This window comes from [Roseibacterium] beibuensis (assembly GCF_039542305.1).
Lineage (GTDB): Bacteria > Pseudomonadota > Alphaproteobacteria > Rhodobacterales > Rhodobacteraceae > Roseibacterium > Roseibacterium beibuensis.
The window spans coordinates 32,514-48,375 of record NZ_BAABHW010000006.1; the positions used below are offsets into that span (position 1 = coordinate 32,514).

Genomic DNA, 15,862 nt, shown 5'->3' on the forward strand with positions numbered 1-15,862 from the left:
GGGAAAGCCGATGACACATCTCTGGGTCCGCGCCGAGGAACGCCCGAACGAGGAACGCGTGGGCATCACCCCCGAGGGCGTGGCAGACCTGCTGGCCGCGGGCATGACCGTCACCGTCGAAGACAGCCCGGTGCGCGCCATTCCGATCGACGGCTACCGCGCCACCGGCGCCCGCATCGCCCAGGCCGGCAGCTGGCGGCAGGCCCCGGAAGACGCGATCATCTTCGGCCTCAAGGAATTGCCCGAGGATGGCACCCCGCTGCCGCATCGCCACATCATGTTCGGCCATGCCTACAAGGGCCAGCCAGCCGGGCGCGAACTGCTCAAGCGGTTCAAGGCGGGCGGCGGTACGCTCTACGATCTCGAGTACCTGACCGACGACGACGGCCGCCGCGTCGCCGCCTTCGGCTACTGGGCGGGCTATGCCGGGGCCGCCATCTCGACCATGTGCTGGATCGCCGAGGCCGAGGGCGGCGTCTGCGGGCCCGTCGCCACCTACCCGAACGCCGAGGCCCTGCGTGACACCATCGCCGCCGCCCTCGACCGGATCGACAGCCACCGCCCCAGCGCGATCATCATCGGCGCCAAGGGCCGTGTCGGCACCGGCGCGGGCGATTTCTGCGACCAGATGGGGCTGGCGGTCACGCGCTGGGATATCGACGAAACCGCCCATGGCGGCCCCTTCCCCGAAATCCTGCAGCACGATATTTTCCTCAACTGCATCCTCGCCACGCCCGGTGTCCCGGTCTTCGTTCCCGCCGAGGCCAGGACCGCCCCGCGCACGCTGCGCGTGATCGGCGATATCGCCTGCGACCCGACCTCGGAGTTCTCGCCGATCAAGGTTTATGACCGTGCCACCGACTGGGCCGCCCCGGCCCTGCGGGTCCACGACGACCCGCCGCTTGACGTGATGGCCATCGACAACCTGCCCTCGCTTCTTCCGGTCGAAAGCGCGCAGGATTACGCGGGCCAGCTTCTGCCATCGCTCAAGACGCTCGATGCGCTGGACGACGGCGTCTGGGGCCGGGCGAAAACCATCTTCGACAAGCATATCGCAACCGTCTGAACAGGAGGCGCAAGATGACGATCCATTGGTGCGGCACCGGCCTTTCGGCCATCCCGGGGCTTCGCCGCCTGATCGAGGCGGGGCATGACGTGGTGGTCTGGAACCGAACCGTCGAGAAGGCCCGCGAGGCCGTGGGCGACCTGACCGACGATATCCGGGCCTTCGACCTCGCCGCGCTGACCGAGGCCCTGACCCCCGGCGACGTCGCCGTCTCGATGCTGCCGGGCGACTGGCATGTCGCAATTGCCGAGGCCTGCATCGCCAAGGGCGCGCATTTCGTCTCCTCCAGCTACATCTCGCCCGAGATGCGCGCGCTCGACGAGGCCGCGAAAAAGGCGGGCGTGACCCTCGTGAACGAGGTCGGGCTCGACCCCGGGATCGACCACCTGATGGCCCACGCGCTGATGGCCGCGTATCGCGCCTCCGACGCCTTCGACCCGTCCAACACGCACCGCTTCATCTCCTATTGCGGCGGCATCCCCAAAACGCCCAACCCGTTCCGCTACAAGTTCAGCTGGTCGCCCCTGGGCGTGCTCAAGGCCCTGCGTTCGCCCTCGCGCTCCATCAAGGACGGCGCCGAATGGGTGGTGGACCGCCCGTGGAACGCCATCTCCACCTACACCGCGCCGCTGCCCAGCCCCGAAAGCTTCGAGGTCTATCCCAACCGCGACTCCCTGCCTTTCATGGCGGAATACGGGCTCGGCGATGACTGGACGGTCGACCAGTTCGTGCGCGGTACCCTGCGCCTCGACGGCTGGTCCGAGGCCTGGGCCGACGTCTTCGCCGAGATCGAAACGCTCAGCGGCCCCGAAGGCGATGCGCGGCTGAAAGAGATGTCCGACGGGTTCTGGACCGACAACGCCTATGACGAGGGCGAGCCGGACCGGGTCGTCCTCTGTGTCGGGCTCGAAGCCCGGAAGAACGGCGAACCGGTCTGGCACAAGACCTATGTCATGGATGCCTGGGGCGACAGCCGCGGCACCGCCATGGCGCGGCTTGTCTCCGTCCCGGTCTCGCTCGCCGTCGAAGCCGCGATCGCCGGCAAGATCGCCCCCGGCGTTCACGCAGCACCCTCCGATCCCGCCTTGGTCAAGGACTGGATGCAGACGGTCGGAACCCTCGCCCAGCATCTGGAAATCGTCGACCACGCGGCCTGACCCGGCGACGCGGCAAGACAACGACAAAGGCGGGCACCACGGCCCGCCCCATCTTTATCCCTCAAATATGCCTGCCGAAGGCAGAAGGCACGGGCGATCGCCCCAAAGGGGCGTGAGGCCGTGCCTCCCCCGGGCGACGCGCGGCACGCGCGGCGCAACCGCTCGGGGTTTTGGCCTACATCAGCCCGTCTTCCTCGTCGGCCACGTCGATGCCCATGGCCTCGCAACCAGCCTCGAGGTGATCCGAGAAATGCGGGCTTCCCAGCAGGTAGTCGGCGGTCGGCACGGTCGCTTCGGCCTGCGCGGTTTCCACCGCTTCGGCCCAGTCATCGGCATCGAACGATCCACGCCCGATCCAGAACAGCGCGACCAGTTCCGCCGCTTCATCCTCGTTCAGGCGTTCGATGAACGCCCTGAGCTCGCCTTCGGCCCGATCCAGTTCATGCCCCATGAGGACAATCTGGGCCACTTTCCGTACAGAGATTTCCATATCGCGCGTCCTCCTTTTCCGTCTTCCATATCAGCCGGACGAGACCTTCGTCACCTTGATCTGACGCAAATGCCCTCAGTCGCCCTTCTTGAAAAACAGCGGGAAATACATCCAGGCCGGCATCAACTGGCTCAGCTTGAAAATCATCCCGAACGCCCAGGGGAAATGCGACGCGAAGCTGCCGCCGTTCATCTTCTCGAAAAAGACGCGGCCCGCCTCGTCCGGCTCCAGGATCGCGGGCATCTTGAAATCGTTCTTGTCGGTCAGGCGCGTGCGGATGAACCCGGGATTGATGATCTGCACATGGATATCGGTGCCCCGCAGATCGCCGTGCAGCGACTCGGCCAGGCTGAACAACCCCGCCTTCGAGGCCGAATACCCGATGGCCCCGGGTAGCCCGCGATAGCCCGACAGGCTGCCGGTCAAAACGATATGGCCCTCGCCCTTCTCGACGAAGCGCGGCACCACCTGCCCCAGCACACGCACCGCGCCGGTCAGGTTGATATCGAACATCGCCTCGACCTTTTCGGCGTCCCATTCAGTGGCGGCGATGGGCCAATACACCCCGGCCAGGAACACGACGCCGTCGATCTCGCCGACCTCCTTGGCGGCGGCCTCGACGCTGCCGCGATCGGCGATGTCGATCGGCACGTAAGAGGCCTTTCCGGGCAAATCCGCGACAAGTTCCTGCAACCGGTCCTCGGAGCGAGCCGACAGCACGAGGTCAACGCCGGTCCGGCTCATCTGGTGGGCCAGCGACCGCCCGAGCCCTTCGGACGCCCCGATCAACCAGTATCTCTTGCCGCTCCAATCCCGCATACCGCCGTTCCTTTCACATCACACGTTGCGCGCCACTTGCGCGGGCAACCTAGTCACCGACAAAAGGACGAGCGCCCCGAGTTTCAACACGCATGGCACCAAAGCATAGAGCCATGTCAGCATTTGCAAGGCCTCGGACGTGTTCTCCTGCCCCGAGCGGAACCCGGCCTGGTCAAGCGCTGGCAAGAGCAGGATCGCGGCCAAGGCGAGGGTCGCCTTCTGCACGAAGGACCACAGGCCGAACCCGGCCGAAGCCTCGGGCGCGACCTGTTCCATCCGCGTGGCGAAAAGCGCGGGAAGCAGCGCGAAATCGGCCCCGATGGCCGCGCCCGAGGCCAGGCAAACCAAGGCAAAGGCCACGGTATCGCCAGCGTCGAGCGTCAGGACGGTCGAGAAACTGGCGATGGCCAGGACCATGCCGGCAAGCAGCATGGCGCGCGCCCCAAACCGTCGGGCAAGGCGCGTCCAGATCGGCGTGGTTGCGGCGGCCGTCAGGAAGAACAGCACCAGAAGCGGCCCCTCCCACCCCGGCGCGCCCAGCACGCTTTCCACATAGAACAGGAACAGGGTGGAAGAGACGGCGACCGGCGCCGCGTTCAGAAGCGCGATCAACAAAAGCCGCCGCAGCAGCGGGTCGGACAGAACCTCGGCGAAACCGGCCCGGCCGACCTGCGCGGCCTGCCCCCACTCCCCGCGCATCAGCCACAGCGCCGCCGCGCAAAGGGCGACGAACCCGAGTGCAAACCCAGTAAAGGGCGCGGGAGAGCCGGACAAAACCGCGGGCAGGACCGCGGCGGCACAAACCCCCAAAAGCGCCCCGGTCTCGCGCCATGCCGCAAGCCGCAGGTGACCGGTTTCCCCAAGGCGCGCGGCGGTTTGCACCCCTTCCGCATACATGCAGATCGTCAGGAACGAGAAGGCCGAGAACAGCCCCGTCATCATCAGGCCGAACCACAAAAGCGGCGCAACCGGCGGAGCAACCGCGAACAGGCCCACCATGGACCCGGCCAAAACCGCCACACCCAAGGCCACCGCCTGCGCCCGCGATTGCCGCACCCAACTGGCCAACCAGCCAAGGGCCGGATCCTGAACCACATCGATAAGCCGCAGGGCAAAAAGCACTCCGGCCAGGGCGGTCAGACCGACGCCATATTCATCGACGTAGAATTTCGGCGCGTGGATGTAGATCGGCAGGCCCGCTGCCGACAGCATCGCCGCGAAGGTTCCGAATCCCGCGAGGTTCGGCTTGGGTCGAGGTGTCACGACACCTCGTGGCCCGGCGGCTCGGGCCGGTCGCGATAGGAGGCCCCTTTCCACCACAGCACAAGGGCCTGCCAGTGGATCAGGGCGAAAACGCGCCGTGCCCCGAGGGGCCGCCTGAGCGCCGAGCGCAGGATCGCACCGGTGGTCAGAACCTGTCGCTTTCCGGTCAGCGTTGCATAGAGCCCCTCATTTCCGGTCGAGAAGTCGATCCAGACGCCAACCCGGTCATTCCGAATGTCGAAGCGGAAGGTGTAACCCCCCTCGATCGGCTGGAACGGCGAGACGTGAAAGATCTTCTGCGCGGTCAGGGTGTCTTCGCGCGTGATCGGGCGCCGGTCGTCATGGACACAAAGATAGGAATGGCGATCGCCGAACGTGTTGGTGACCTCGGCAATCACGGCACGCAAGCGCCCCGGCCCGTCATGCGCGAGCCAGAAACTGACCGGGTTGAACACGTGCCCGAGCGTCCGCGGCTGTGCCAGAAGCATCAGTTTCCCGTCGGTCACATCCGTCAGACCGTTTGCCGCCAGAACCTCGCGTGCCCAGGCGGCACCGCGCCCATCCTTCACCGGCCCGCCATGGTCTTTGTCCTGAAGCGACAGAAACCCGGCGCGGTTGCGCCCGAAAAGCCATGGCGCGCGCGGCTTGGCCTCCTCGGCGTCCAACAACACGTAGTCGATGCCGTATTTGAAGGCGTTCTCGACCGACCCGCGCCGCCCGTGAAAGGTTTCCCCGGCGATATGATCCACCGCGCTCATGCGGCCATGACCCGTTCGTCGCGGCTGGTCATCGCCTCGACCACGTCGATGGCGCTGGCATAGCCGTCCTCATGAAAACCGTTCTTCATCCAGGCCCCGCAGAACCACGTGTTGTTCGCCCCGTTCATCTCGCGGATAGTGCCTTGCGCGGCAAGTGCGGCCAAGTCGTAAACGGGGTGACGGAAGGTCGTGGTGTCGTAGATCAACTCGTCGCGGATCGGCGCGCGGCTGTTCAGCGTCACGAAAAGCGGGTCGGTTTCCGGGATCGGCTGCAAGCAGTTCATCCAGTAGGTCAGGTCGATCGGGCCGCCCTCATGGCCCGGGCGCTCGGTGTAGTTCCAGCTGGACCAGGTGGCGCGACGGTTGGGCATGGCGCGGGCATCGGCGTGCAGGACGGCCTCGTTCGGCTGATAGCGCACCGCGCCGAGGGCCGCCGTCTCCGCCGCCGTCGGATCGGCCAGCAGGCGCAGCGTGTCGTCCGAATGGGTCGCGAAGACCACCTCGTCAAAGGCCTCGGGGTGACCGTCCCGGATCACCTCGATCCCGCCGGGCAGGCGGCGCACGGCATCGACCGGCGCCGCGACCCGAATGTCGACCCCGCGACGGCGCATCGCCTGCTCAAGCCGCGTCACGTATTCGATGGAGCCGCCCTGCACCGTCCACCACTGGTGCTGACCCGAGGCCTGCAACAGGTTATGGTTGCGGAAGAACCGCACCAGCGCCTGCGCCGGGAAATCCATGATCTCTTCTTTCGGGGTCGACCAGATCGCGCCGGAGATCGGCGTCAGGTAGTAGTCGCGGAACCACTGGCCCATGCCCATCTGGTCCATCAACTCCCCCAAGGTGATCGAGGAATCCGTCGCCACCCGATCGGCCTCGGCGTTGAAGCGCATCAGGTCACGGATCATGCGCAGGAACCCGGGCCGCGCCAGGTTCGACTTCTGCGCGAACAGGGCGGAGAGGTTGCGCAAGCCATACTCGATCTTCCCGCCGCCGATGGATGCCGCGAAACTCATGTCCGATTTCGCAACCGGCACGTCCAGTTCGGCGAACAGCTTGGTTAGGTGCGGGTAGTTCACGTAGTTGAACACGATGAACCCGGTATCGACCGGTTGATCGCCATTCTTGCCCGCCACGATGGTCCGCGCATGACCGCCAAGGCGCGGCTCGGCCTCGAACAGGGTGACGGCATGGTCGGTGGCCAGATGATAGGCGGCCCCCATGCCCGAAATACCCGCCCCGATGACCGCAATGCGCTTGGGTGCTGCGTTCGATGTTTCGAATGGCACTTACTTTCCCCGATCCTTGAAGAATTTTTCCGATGTTGAAAGCTTTACGGCCCCGCGCGCCAGATGGATCAAAGAAAAATCCAAGATTGCCAAATGGATGGACACTACGGAAAAATCTGTTTCGCATGAAAAGTTTGTGTGATCCAGATTAGGAAAAGCGCCGTATAAGTCATATGTTGGTGCCGAATGACCATGTCGATCAGACAGGCAGCCAAGCTTCAGCCGTCCGCGATGCGGATGCTGTGGTGCGGCGCTGCCGGGAAAGATGTGACCAGACGGTGGCGGCAAACGAAGTGACCGAAGCACATTGGGTCGCCCGCATCACGGCGATTGCAAAAGACGAGGACAAATCGGCCTTTGCCGAGGTGTTCCGGCATTTTGCACCCCGGGTAAAGGCGTTCCTGATCAAGTCCGGGGCGGATGAAAGCCTCGCCGAGGAATGCATGCAGGACGTGATGGCCACGCTCTGGCAGAAAGCGCACATGTATGACGCGGCACGCGCCTCCGTGGCGACGTGGATCTTCACGATCGCGCGGAACCGCAAGATCGACCTGATCAGGAAGAATGCCCGCCCCGAACCCGAGGACCTTCCCTGGGGCCCCGAGGAACAGCCCGACCAGGCAGACGTGCTCGCACTTCAACAGGATAGCGCAAGGCTGACGGATGCGATCCGCCAGTTGCCCGAGAAACAGCGCCGCCTGATCGAACGAGCCTATTTCGGCGATCTCACCCATTCCGAGATCGCCGCCGAAACGGGACTGCCCCTTGGCACGATCAAGTCCCGGATTAGGTTGGCTCTCGAAAGGCTACGCCATTCAATGAGTTGAAGACCGATGACCGACGTACAGCATCAAATTCCGGATGACCTGCTGATGGGCTATGCCACGGGTGCATTGCCGCAGGCGTTCGACCTGGTCATCGCGACCCATGTCTCGATGAGCGATGACGTGCGGTCCCGTCTGGCCGGTTTCGAAGCCCTCGGCGGCGCCGTGCTCGAAGACCTCGAAGAGGCAGAGATCGCCCCCGACAGCCTTGAACAGACCTTGGCGCGGATCGGCGAGGACACCGATCGCACGGTCACCGCACAGCCCAAGGCTGGTGTGTTTCCCGGACCGTTGCGCGCGCTGCTCGGCGGCGACACCGACAGCGTGAAATGGCGCAGCGTTGGCTTGGGGGCCAGGCAGGCCGTCCTGCATGCCGACAAGGAGGGCACCGCGCGCCTTCTTTATATTCCCGCCGGACAGGCCATGCCCGAGCATAGCCACGGTGGCATGGAGCTGACGCTTGTGCTTCAGGGCGGTTACAGCGCGGATGACGGGCATTTCGTACGCGGCGATCTAGAGGTTGCCGACAACGACACGCACCATACGCCGATTGCCGACGATGATGGCGAGGACTGTATTTGCCTTGTCGCCACCGACGCGCGCCTGAAATTCCAGAAATTGCTGCCGCGCATCGCGCAGCCCTTTATCGGGATCTGACGGCGCTTACAGGTCGAACAGACGCCCCGGCCCCCAGCCGCGCGCCTCGACCTTCGCCAGCTTGAGCATGTGCCACAAAAGGGCCTGGTTGGATGTCACGACGGGGCACCCGATCAGGCCCTCGGCTTTTTCCAGAACGTTGAAGCTGCGCAGGTTCGTGCAGGAGGCAAACACGGCATCTGCCCCGGCGGCGCCTGCCGCGATCAGCGCGTCCAGCGTCGAGGCTTCGGAAATCCGGGCAACGGTCCAATCCTCTTTCTGCAGGAACGACCGCTCATCGACGCAGGCGACCCCGGCCTCGGCCAGTTTCGCACGGATCGGCGCATTCACCTCGGCCACGTAGGGTGTCACCAAGGCGATGCGTTCTGCATCCAGCGCCTGCAAGGCGGCGATAACGGCCGTGATGGGGTTGGTCACCAGGGCATCCGGATGGCGCGACTGGACAAGCTCCGCCACGCGGTCCGGCCCGATCACCGTCGCCGCCGACGTGCAGGCATAGCCAATCGCGTCCAGACCGGCCGGCAACCGCCCCGCTGTGTCGGGCAGATGCGCCTCCATCTCACGCAGAGTTTCCGGCGTCACCAAGGCATGGGCCGGGATACGCGCGTGATAGAGGCCGATCCCATCGTGAGCCATGACCCCGCGCGCTTCGACCTCCAGCGTTTCGTCGGTGCTGAGCACGATCAGTCCAAACCGCGCACGCGATCCTGCGCCGCCGTCGGTATCGTAAGACAAGGCGTGGGTCATGAAAGCACCGGAAGGTCGGGGGGCGTGCGGTCCGTCAACAGCTCTACCCCGGTTTCGGTCAACAGGATGTTCTCTTCGTGCACCATCATCTTTCCCGGTGCGATTTGCAGGCTCGGCTCCAGCGTCAGCACCATGCCGGGTTCCAGCACGGTCTGGTCATGGGGCGCGAGCGAGGGCCATTCCGTCAACTGTATGCCAAGACCGTGACCCAGCCGCCCGATGCCCGACCCCTGCCCCAAGGCCTGGGCCATGACCTCGCATAGCAGGGCCGCCGTCATGCCGGGCCTGATCGCGGCAAGCGCCGCCTCCGTCGCCGCGTGCAAGTGCCGATGCGCCGACGCCGCCGCATCCGAGGCCTGCCCAATCGCCCAGTTGCGGTCGAAATCGCAAAAATAGCCCCCCAAGCTGGCCCCAGTGTCCAGCATCAGGACATCCCCATCTGCCAGCGGGCGCGAACCGGGCGGGGAGATCACGTCGCTGTATCCACCCGCTGCGGCGGCGCCGACGAGATAGGGCACCTCTTCGGCGCCCTCCTGCAACAATGCGATGCGGAAGCTGCGGAACACCTCGTCCAGCGGCTGACCGGGGTGGAACAAATCCCCCGCCCGCGCGAAGGCGGCGCTGCCGATCCGGCAGATCTCTCGGATCTTTTTCTGTTCGGCGGGCGATTTCACCATCCGCAACGCCTTGATGAGCGGGGTCGCGTCCACCCACGTCGCGGACAGGCCGCGCCGCAGGCGATCGAACTCCGCCAAGGGCATGCGCAGCGACGATTCCTCGCCCATCGGCGTGGCGATGGTGCTCGCGTCTGACAGCGCGTTTTGCAGAAGATGCAGATGCGGTGCATCCGTCGCGGGGGAGTCGAAGGGCCGGATGTCGTCGACCCAGGTGGTCTCCATCAACTCCACGCCGATCTGCGGGATGATGGCAATGGGGCTGCCGCGCCGGGGCAGGATCAGGAACCAAGGCCGTGTCGGGCTCTGCCAGAACGCGGTTCGAAAGCCGGAGAAATAGCGGAACTCGGCCTCGGTTGTCAGGAACATCGCGTCGATGCCCTGCCGCGCCATGCCCTCCTGCGCCTTGGCTGTCCGGGCCGCGTATTCTTCGGCGGGGAAATCAGGCATCCACCGGACCTTCCGACAGGTAGAGCAAGACGCGCGCGTCCGGGCCGAGGTGCAGCTCCTTGCGGGGGGCGTGGAGCAATCCGGCAAACCCCGCCCCGCCGGATGGAGAGGTCGCCAAGCCATGGACGGGCAGGCGCGAGATGGCGTCGTCGCATTCCGCGTCGCTGATGCTCAGGAAAGTGTCTGCCGTTTGGGCGAGAGACTTGAGCGCGATATGGGACGGGTCCTTGCAGTCAAGCCGTCCCATCGTGCTGACCGGCCCCGCGGCATGGGTCGGGCGGCCTGCCTTGATCGACGCCATAAGAGTTTCGGCCGCGTCCGGTTCGACGACGGTGATGATCGGGCCATCGCCCCACACGCGCCGAGCATAAGCGGCACAGGCGGCGGCAAGGCCGCCCACACCGGCCTGCAGAAAGATGTGCGTGGGGGCCTCGGGGATCTGGCGCGCGGCTTCGGCGGCCATCGCAAGATAGCCCTCCATCACGCCCTTGCCGATTTCGTAACCGTCCCAGGTGGAATCCGACAGAAGCGTCCATCCCTCGGCGGCGGCGCGGGCCTCGGCGGCGGCCATCGAGGCCTCGTAATCCGCGCCCTCCACCACGACCTCGGCCCCTTTCGCCCGCAACAGTTCGGCAAAGGCGGCCGGCACGGTTTCCGACAGGTAGATGACCGCCCGCGCGCCAAACACGCCCGCTCCGGCGGCGACGGACAGTCCATGGTTGCCCGCCGACGCCGCGACATAGGTTCGACCCGTCAGTGCCTTGGCCGGATCATCGCCCACGACCTCAACGGCATCGCGCGCGATCACGTGCGACGCGCCAAGCGCCTTGAAGCTGCCCAGCCCCATGCGGTTGCGCTCATCCTTCACGTGGATGGCGGAAACCCCAAGTTCAGCGGCCAGTTCCGGCACCGAGACCAGTGGCGTTTCGCGATGCTTCGGACACTGCGCCAGCAGCGCCTCGACCGGGGTGGCATCCTCGGCCACGTCGCCGGGGATCGCGGACAGCCCGTCGGGCAAAGGCGCGTGACGCCATGGGTTTTGCAGGAATTTCATCGCGCCCCCCTTTGACAGCAGTCCGGCTATCCTGACTGCACCTCTCATGATTGCAAGCGTTGCCTTGCCCGGGCGGGCGCCCCTTTGTCGGTCGCCTCTGGACAAGGCGGGGCGTCCGGCCGACCTTGCCGGCACCACAGTGGATGGAGAGGCACCGATGGGCAAAGCGATTCCAGACAGGCTCGTTCTCCTGGGAACGAAAGGCGGGCCCGCGATCCGTCCCGGCGGGCCGATGCCGACCGCGTCCTTGCTCTGCATCGCGGACCGCATCTGCGTCGTGGATTGCGGATTGGGCGTCAGCAAGGGGTTGGTCGAGGCGGGCCTCTCGCTCAAGGACCTCGATCTGATCTTCATCACGCATCTGCATTCGGACCATGTGCTGGAGCTTGGGCCATTGTTGCACACGGCATGGACGACCGGCCTTGCCACGCCCGTCACGATCTACGGACCCAAGGGCACAAGGGGCGTGTGGGAGGGATTTTGCGCCTCCCTCTCCTACGACATCGACCTGCGGATCGAGGATGAAGGCCGCCCCGACATCCGGGATCTCGTGCAGGTGCGGGATATCGAGGACGGGCCGCTGGAGATCGATGGCCTGTCCGTGCGCGCGATGCGCGTCGACCACCCGCCCGTCACCGACTGCTTCGCCCTGCGGTTCGTCAGCGCGGACTGGTCGGTGACCTTTTCGTCCGACACCGCCTATTTCCCACCGCTGGCCGAGTTCGCGCGCGGCTCGGACATTCTGGTTCACGAGGCCATGCTCGAGGCAGGCGTCGACCGGCTCGTGGCGCGCACGGGCAATGGAGCGCGGCTGAAGGAACACATCGTGCGCAGCCATACCGAGGCCCGCGATGCCGCCCGGATCGCCGAGATGGCCGGGGTGCGGACCCTCGCCCTGCACCACCTTGTCCCGGCCGACGACCCCGGCATTTCCGAGGCGGATTGGCGCGCTGCCATGGAGGGCCATTTCGGCGGCGAAGTCATCATCGGGCGTGACGGGATGGAGATCAGGCCAAAGCGCTGAGCGGGTCGCGCAGATCGCGCCAAAACCGCGTCAGATCAAGGTAAAGGCACCGCGACACGCTACACTGCCCGCATCGACCCCGACCGAAAGGGCCGCCATGACGACGAAAGCCGCGCATCCCTACGCCCTGATGGCGCTCAACAATGCCTGGGCGAACGCCCGTTTCCATAATGCCGTGGAGGCATTGCCGGACGGCGCCTTCACCGCCCCGGCGCCGGGATTCTTTCCCACGCTCTGCGACACGCTCAACCATATCTACGAGGTGGACCTGTTCTACATCGACGCGCTCGACGCGGGTGGGTTGGGACGCGCCGTCTATGACCGCGATCCCGTCACCAACCCAAAGACGCTTGCGGAATTGCAGAGTGCAGCCGATTTGCGCCTTGCCAGGTTCTGCCACGACCTGACGCCGGACCGGCTGGCCGAACACCGGCAGACCATTCGCTGCGACGGGGCGTTTGACGAACGGGTGGACGCCCTCTTGCTGCATCTCTTTCAGCACCAGATCCACCACCGGGGACAGGCGCATGTGCAGCTGCAATCGCTCGGGGTCGCGCCGCCGCAACTGGACGAGTTCCACCTCGCCTATGACCGCCACCCCAGCGCGCACCCCTACCACGCATGAGCCGGTTCGGACCCAGTCGCGGCGAGTTGAAACTGCGCCTTGCCATCAGCCTCGGCGGGATTGCCCTGTTGGCCGCCGCCTACGGGATGAACGGCATTTCCGGCATCGCATCGCTGGAAATCGGCCTGATCGCGGCGGCGTTTTTCGGGGCCTCGGCCATTTCCAGCCTGATCAAGCTACGCAGATCGGACAAACAGTAAGGAGAAAACCATGAACACGGGACAAATCATTCGGCTGGTAACGATGGCCCTCGTCTTTCTGGCGTGGGCCGGATTGATGTTCCGCACGCTGTTCCTGTTCCGCGAGCGCGAGGTGGAACGCTCGGGCGCGGGCATCCCCTCGACCGGGGGGTTCATCCGGCAACTGGGGTTCTGGCTGAAGAACCCCGCGGACCGGAAAGACCGCCAGACCCTGTTCTTCCTGACGGCGGTTCTGATCGCGATGGCGGCGATCCAGGCGATGGTCGCCGGAAACGAGGCCGCGGGGGGCATCGACTAGGCAGCGCCGGCGACCCCATCACGCGACATCCCAGACACCGCGCCTTGGCAACCCTCGCGGGAGGGGCCACATAGGGGCGCGATGACAGATTTCGTTTACGCCCCGCCCGACACGCCGCTGGATATCCTCCACGAGGATGCGTCGATCATCCTTGTGAACAAACCGGCCGGGCTGTTGTCCGTGCCGGGTCGGGGCGAGCATCTGGCCGATTGCCTCATGTCGCGCCTTCAGGGCGCTTTCCCCGAGGCGTTGCTGGTGCACCGGCTGGACATGGACACGTCGGGCGTCATGGTCTTTGCCCGGACCCCGGCGGCGCAGCGGCATCTTGGGCTGCAGTTCGAGCGGCGCCACATGAAGAAGGTCTACCACGCGCGCTTGTGGGGCGAGGTGCAGGACAAGACCGGCACAGTGGACCTGCCCCTGATCGTGGATTGGCCCAACCGGCCCAAGCAGCATGTCGATTTCGAGAACGGCAAACCCGCCAAGACCGACTGGCGCGTTGTCCGGCACGAGGACGGCACGACCCGCATCCGCCTGTTCCCACTGACGGGGCGGTCGCATCAGCTCCGGGTTCACATGAAGGAAATCGGTCACCCGATCCTTGGCGATCCGTTCTATGCCGAGGGGCCGGCGCGCGATTTCCCGCGCCTCATGCTTCATGCCGAAAGCCTGAAACTGCGCCACCCGGACGGCGGAATGGGCATGAGTTTCAGCGCGAAAGTCCCGTTCTGACAGATTGGTGGGTCGCAAATGAAAAACGGCCCCGACTGGGGCCGTTTCTTTGAATATGACGTCCTGACTTCAGTCCCAATCGGTGACGGTCTTGACCTCGAGGAATTCGTGCAAGCCGAAGGCACCGCCTTCGCGTCCGTTACCGGACTGCTTGAACCCGCCGAAGGGGCTTCCCTTGCCAAGGCCCTTGCCGTTGCACTCCACCATGCCCGAGCGCAGACGCCGGGCGACCCGGCGCAGTTTGTCCTTGTCGGTCGTCTGGACATAGTTCGTCAGGCCGTAATCGGTGTCATTCGCAATCCGAACGGCGTCCTCTTCCGAGTCGAATGGCAGGATCGACAGGACCGGGCCGAAGATTTCCTCGCGGTAGATCGTCATGTCCGGGGTGACATCGGCAAAGACGGTCGGGCGGATGAAATAGCCGCGGTTCAGGTGCTCGGGGCGGCCGGTGCCACCGGCAACCAGGCGAGCGCCTTCGTCGATCCCCGTCTGGATCAGGTCCTGGATCTTGTTGAACTGCACCTCGCTGACGGCGGGGCCGATATGGCGGCCCGGTTCGCTGGACGCACCGACGTTGATGGATTGCGCGGCCGCGGCGGCCTGTTCCACGGCCTCGTCATAGCGCGAGCGTTCGACCAGCATGCGCGTCGGCGCGTTGCAGCTTTGGCCCGTGTTGTTGAAGCAGCGAATAACCCCCTGCTTGACCGCCTTTTCGCCGGCATCGGCGAAGATGATGTTCGCGCCCTTGCCGCCCAGTTCGAGGCTGACGCGCTTGATCGTGTCGGCCGCCGCGATGGAGATCAGGCGACCAGCCCGGGTCGAGCCGGTAAAGCTGACCATGTCGACCTCGGGATGCGCAGACAGGGTGCTACCAACACCCGGGCCATCCCCGTTCACGAGGTTGAACACGCCAGCGGGCACACCGGCCTCGTCGATCATCTCGGCGAAGAGCAGACCGGACAGCGGCGCGATTTCCGAGGGTTTCAGAACCATGGTGCACCCGGCCAGAAGCGCCGGCGCCACCTTGAGCGTGATCTGGTTCATCGGCCAGTTCCACGGCGTGATCAGCGCACAGACGCCGATCGGTTCGTGGAAAATGCGCTCGCCCGGTGCCCAGTCGCCCAAGGGACGGTCCCATTCGAACGCCTTGGCGGCCTGGATGAACCCATCCAGATGCCACGAGCCCGCGCCGACCTGTTGCTGCCGCGCGAAATCGATGGGCGCGCCCATTTCAAGGCTGATCGCCTCGGCCATCTCGTCGGCGCGACGATTGTAGATTTCAAGCAGGCGCTCGACCGCGGCGATACGCTCGGCCGGGTCGGTCATCGACCAGCCGTCAAAGGCGGCCGAGGCGGCGGCGACGGCGGCGTTCGTGTCCTCTTCCTCGCCAAGGCTGATCGTGGCGCAGACCTCTTCGGTGGCCGGGTTGATGACCGGAAAATCCTTGGGCCGGATCGGCGCGACCCATTTGCCATTGATGTAGAAATCGGTGCTGTTGGGCATCTTTGCCTCCCTTTCGCTGGTCAGAACCTGTCACCACGTTCGGCCAGCCGCAAGCCGCGCAGGCATCAAACGTGCGTTTCGCTGAGCAGGGCAATGAAGGATGCGTGTGCCGATTTTGCAGGTGCGGCATTATGCACATCCTTTTCTGGAATGATTCCAGATTTGTACCCGTGAAACCGTCACAGCGCATACCTATACTCTAATTTGACACTGGTAACCAACACAGGAGGCC

Annotated in this window: 19 protein-coding genes; 10 read left to right on the plus strand and 9 right to left on the minus strand. The window is 65.3% G+C overall.

Features of this window, described 5'->3' with window-relative positions:
- Positions 1-10: 10 nt before the first annotated feature.
- Both ABD923_RS16475 and ABD923_RS16480 read left to right on the plus strand, forming a co-directional pair.
- The gene (locus ABD923_RS16475) at positions 11-1,066 is read left to right on the plus strand and encodes a saccharopine dehydrogenase (RefSeq protein ID WP_259553407.1); all 1,056 of its coding nucleotides are present in this window, start codon (positions 11-13) and stop codon (positions 1,064-1,066) included.
- A gap of 14 nt (positions 1,067-1,080) precedes the next feature.
- On the plus strand, positions 1,081-2,223 hold the full coding sequence (locus ABD923_RS16480) for a saccharopine dehydrogenase family protein (RefSeq protein WP_259553406.1): 1,143 nt from the start codon (positions 1,081-1,083) through the stop codon (positions 2,221-2,223).
- Between the two features lie 175 nt (positions 2,224-2,398).
- On the opposite strand, the gene ABD923_RS16485 is transcribed toward ABD923_RS16480, so the two are convergent.
- The 5 genes from ABD923_RS16485 to ABD923_RS16505 all read right to left on the minus strand — a co-directional run bounded on the left by ABD923_RS16485 (position 2,399) and on the right by ABD923_RS16505 (position 6,842).
- Entirely contained in the window at positions 2,399-2,713 is a 315-nt protein-coding gene (locus ABD923_RS16485) for a DUF3775 domain-containing protein (protein WP_259553405.1), read from the minus strand.
- Between the two features lie 75 nt (positions 2,714-2,788).
- Positions 2,789-3,532: an SDR family NAD(P)-dependent oxidoreductase gene (locus tag ABD923_RS16490; protein ID WP_259553403.1), complete on the minus strand. Its 744-nt coding sequence runs from the start codon at positions 3,530-3,532 to the stop codon at positions 2,789-2,791.
- An 18-nt stretch (positions 3,533-3,550) separates the two neighbouring features.
- Positions 3,551-4,795 (minus strand): MFS transporter, encoded by a 1,245-nt coding sequence (locus ABD923_RS16495; protein WP_259553402.1) that lies wholly within the window; start codon positions 4,793-4,795, stop codon positions 3,551-3,553.
- A complete protein-coding gene (locus tag ABD923_RS16500; RefSeq protein WP_259553401.1) occupies positions 4,792-5,553 on the minus strand; it encodes a DUF1365 domain-containing protein in 762 nt (253 codons plus the stop codon). Before ABD923_RS16500 ends, ABD923_RS16495 begins: the two co-directional genes overlap by 4 nt.
- Positions 5,550-6,842 carry an NAD(P)/FAD-dependent oxidoreductase gene (locus tag ABD923_RS16505; RefSeq protein ID WP_259553400.1) on the minus strand — a complete coding sequence of 431 codons (1,293 nt, stop codon included), beginning with the start codon at positions 6,840-6,842 and terminating at the stop codon, positions 5,550-5,552. Before ABD923_RS16505 ends, ABD923_RS16500 begins: the two co-directional genes overlap by 4 nt.
- Between ABD923_RS16505 and ABD923_RS16510 the strand changes: the two genes are divergently transcribed.
- The 3 genes from ABD923_RS16510 (at position 6,775) to ABD923_RS16520 (ending at position 8,323) form a co-directional block, all read left to right on the plus strand.
- Positions 6,775-6,984: a hypothetical protein gene (locus tag ABD923_RS16510; RefSeq protein ID WP_259553452.1), complete on the plus strand. Its 210-nt coding sequence runs from the start codon at positions 6,775-6,777 to the stop codon at positions 6,982-6,984. The two genes, ABD923_RS16505 and ABD923_RS16510, sit on opposite strands and share 68 nt — an antisense overlap.
- 151 nt (positions 6,985-7,135) lie before the next feature.
- A complete protein-coding gene (locus tag ABD923_RS16515) occupies positions 7,136-7,669 on the plus strand; it encodes a sigma-70 family RNA polymerase sigma factor (RefSeq protein WP_308124710.1) in 534 nt (177 codons plus the stop codon).
- A 6-nt stretch (positions 7,670-7,675) separates the two neighbouring features.
- Positions 7,676-8,323 carry a ChrR family anti-sigma-E factor gene (locus ABD923_RS16520; RefSeq protein WP_259553399.1) on the plus strand — a complete coding sequence of 216 codons (648 nt, stop codon included), beginning with the start codon at positions 7,676-7,678 and terminating at the stop codon, positions 8,321-8,323.
- 6 nt (positions 8,324-8,329) lie between these two features.
- On the opposite strand, the gene ABD923_RS16525 is transcribed toward ABD923_RS16520, so the two are convergent.
- The 3 genes from ABD923_RS16525 to ABD923_RS16535 are packed head-to-tail and all read right to left on the minus strand — an operon-like array spanning position 8,330 to position 11,248.
- The gene (locus ABD923_RS16525; RefSeq protein WP_259553396.1) at positions 8,330-9,070 is read right to left on the minus strand and encodes a maleate cis-trans isomerase family protein; all 741 of its coding nucleotides are present in this window, start codon (positions 9,068-9,070) and stop codon (positions 8,330-8,332) included.
- Complete coding sequence (locus ABD923_RS16530) at positions 9,067-10,194, minus strand: M24 family metallopeptidase (RefSeq protein ID WP_259553395.1); 1,128 nt, start codon at positions 10,192-10,194, stop codon at positions 9,067-9,069. Before ABD923_RS16530 ends, ABD923_RS16525 begins: the two co-directional genes overlap by 4 nt.
- Complete coding sequence (locus tag ABD923_RS16535) at positions 10,187-11,248, minus strand: pyridoxal-phosphate dependent enzyme (protein WP_259553394.1); 1,062 nt, start codon at positions 11,246-11,248, stop codon at positions 10,187-10,189. Before ABD923_RS16535 ends, ABD923_RS16530 begins: the two co-directional genes overlap by 8 nt.
- A 157-nt stretch (positions 11,249-11,405) precedes the next feature.
- Here ABD923_RS16535 and ABD923_RS16540 point away from each other — a divergent pair, with 157 nt between their 5' ends.
- The 5 genes from ABD923_RS16540 (at position 11,406) to ABD923_RS16560 (ending at position 14,127) form a co-directional block, all read left to right on the plus strand.
- On the plus strand, positions 11,406-12,272 hold the full coding sequence (locus ABD923_RS16540; RefSeq protein WP_345229539.1) for an MBL fold metallo-hydrolase: 867 nt from the start codon (positions 11,406-11,408) through the stop codon (positions 12,270-12,272).
- 97 nt (positions 12,273-12,369) lie between these two features.
- Complete coding sequence (locus ABD923_RS16545) at positions 12,370-12,897, plus strand: DinB family protein (protein ID WP_259553392.1); 528 nt, start codon at positions 12,370-12,372, stop codon at positions 12,895-12,897.
- A complete protein-coding gene (locus ABD923_RS16550; RefSeq protein ID WP_259553391.1) occupies positions 12,894-13,097 on the plus strand; it encodes a hypothetical protein in 204 nt (67 codons plus the stop codon). The genes ABD923_RS16545 and ABD923_RS16550 overlap by 4 nt, the downstream gene beginning before the upstream one ends.
- 10 nt (positions 13,098-13,107) lie before the next feature.
- Positions 13,108-13,395: a hypothetical protein gene (locus tag ABD923_RS16555; RefSeq protein WP_259553390.1), complete on the plus strand. Its 288-nt coding sequence runs from the start codon at positions 13,108-13,110 to the stop codon at positions 13,393-13,395.
- Between the two features lie 81 nt (positions 13,396-13,476).
- The gene (locus tag ABD923_RS16560; protein WP_259553389.1) at positions 13,477-14,127 is read left to right on the plus strand and encodes an RluA family pseudouridine synthase; all 651 of its coding nucleotides are present in this window, start codon (positions 13,477-13,479) and stop codon (positions 14,125-14,127) included.
- Between the two features lie 69 nt (positions 14,128-14,196).
- Here ABD923_RS16560 and ABD923_RS16565 read toward each other — a convergent pair whose 3' ends face one another.
- On the minus strand, positions 14,197-15,630 hold the full coding sequence (locus ABD923_RS16565) for an aldehyde dehydrogenase family protein (RefSeq protein WP_259553388.1): 1,434 nt from the start codon (positions 15,628-15,630) through the stop codon (positions 14,197-14,199).
- Between the last annotated feature and the right edge of the window lie 232 nt (positions 15,631-15,862).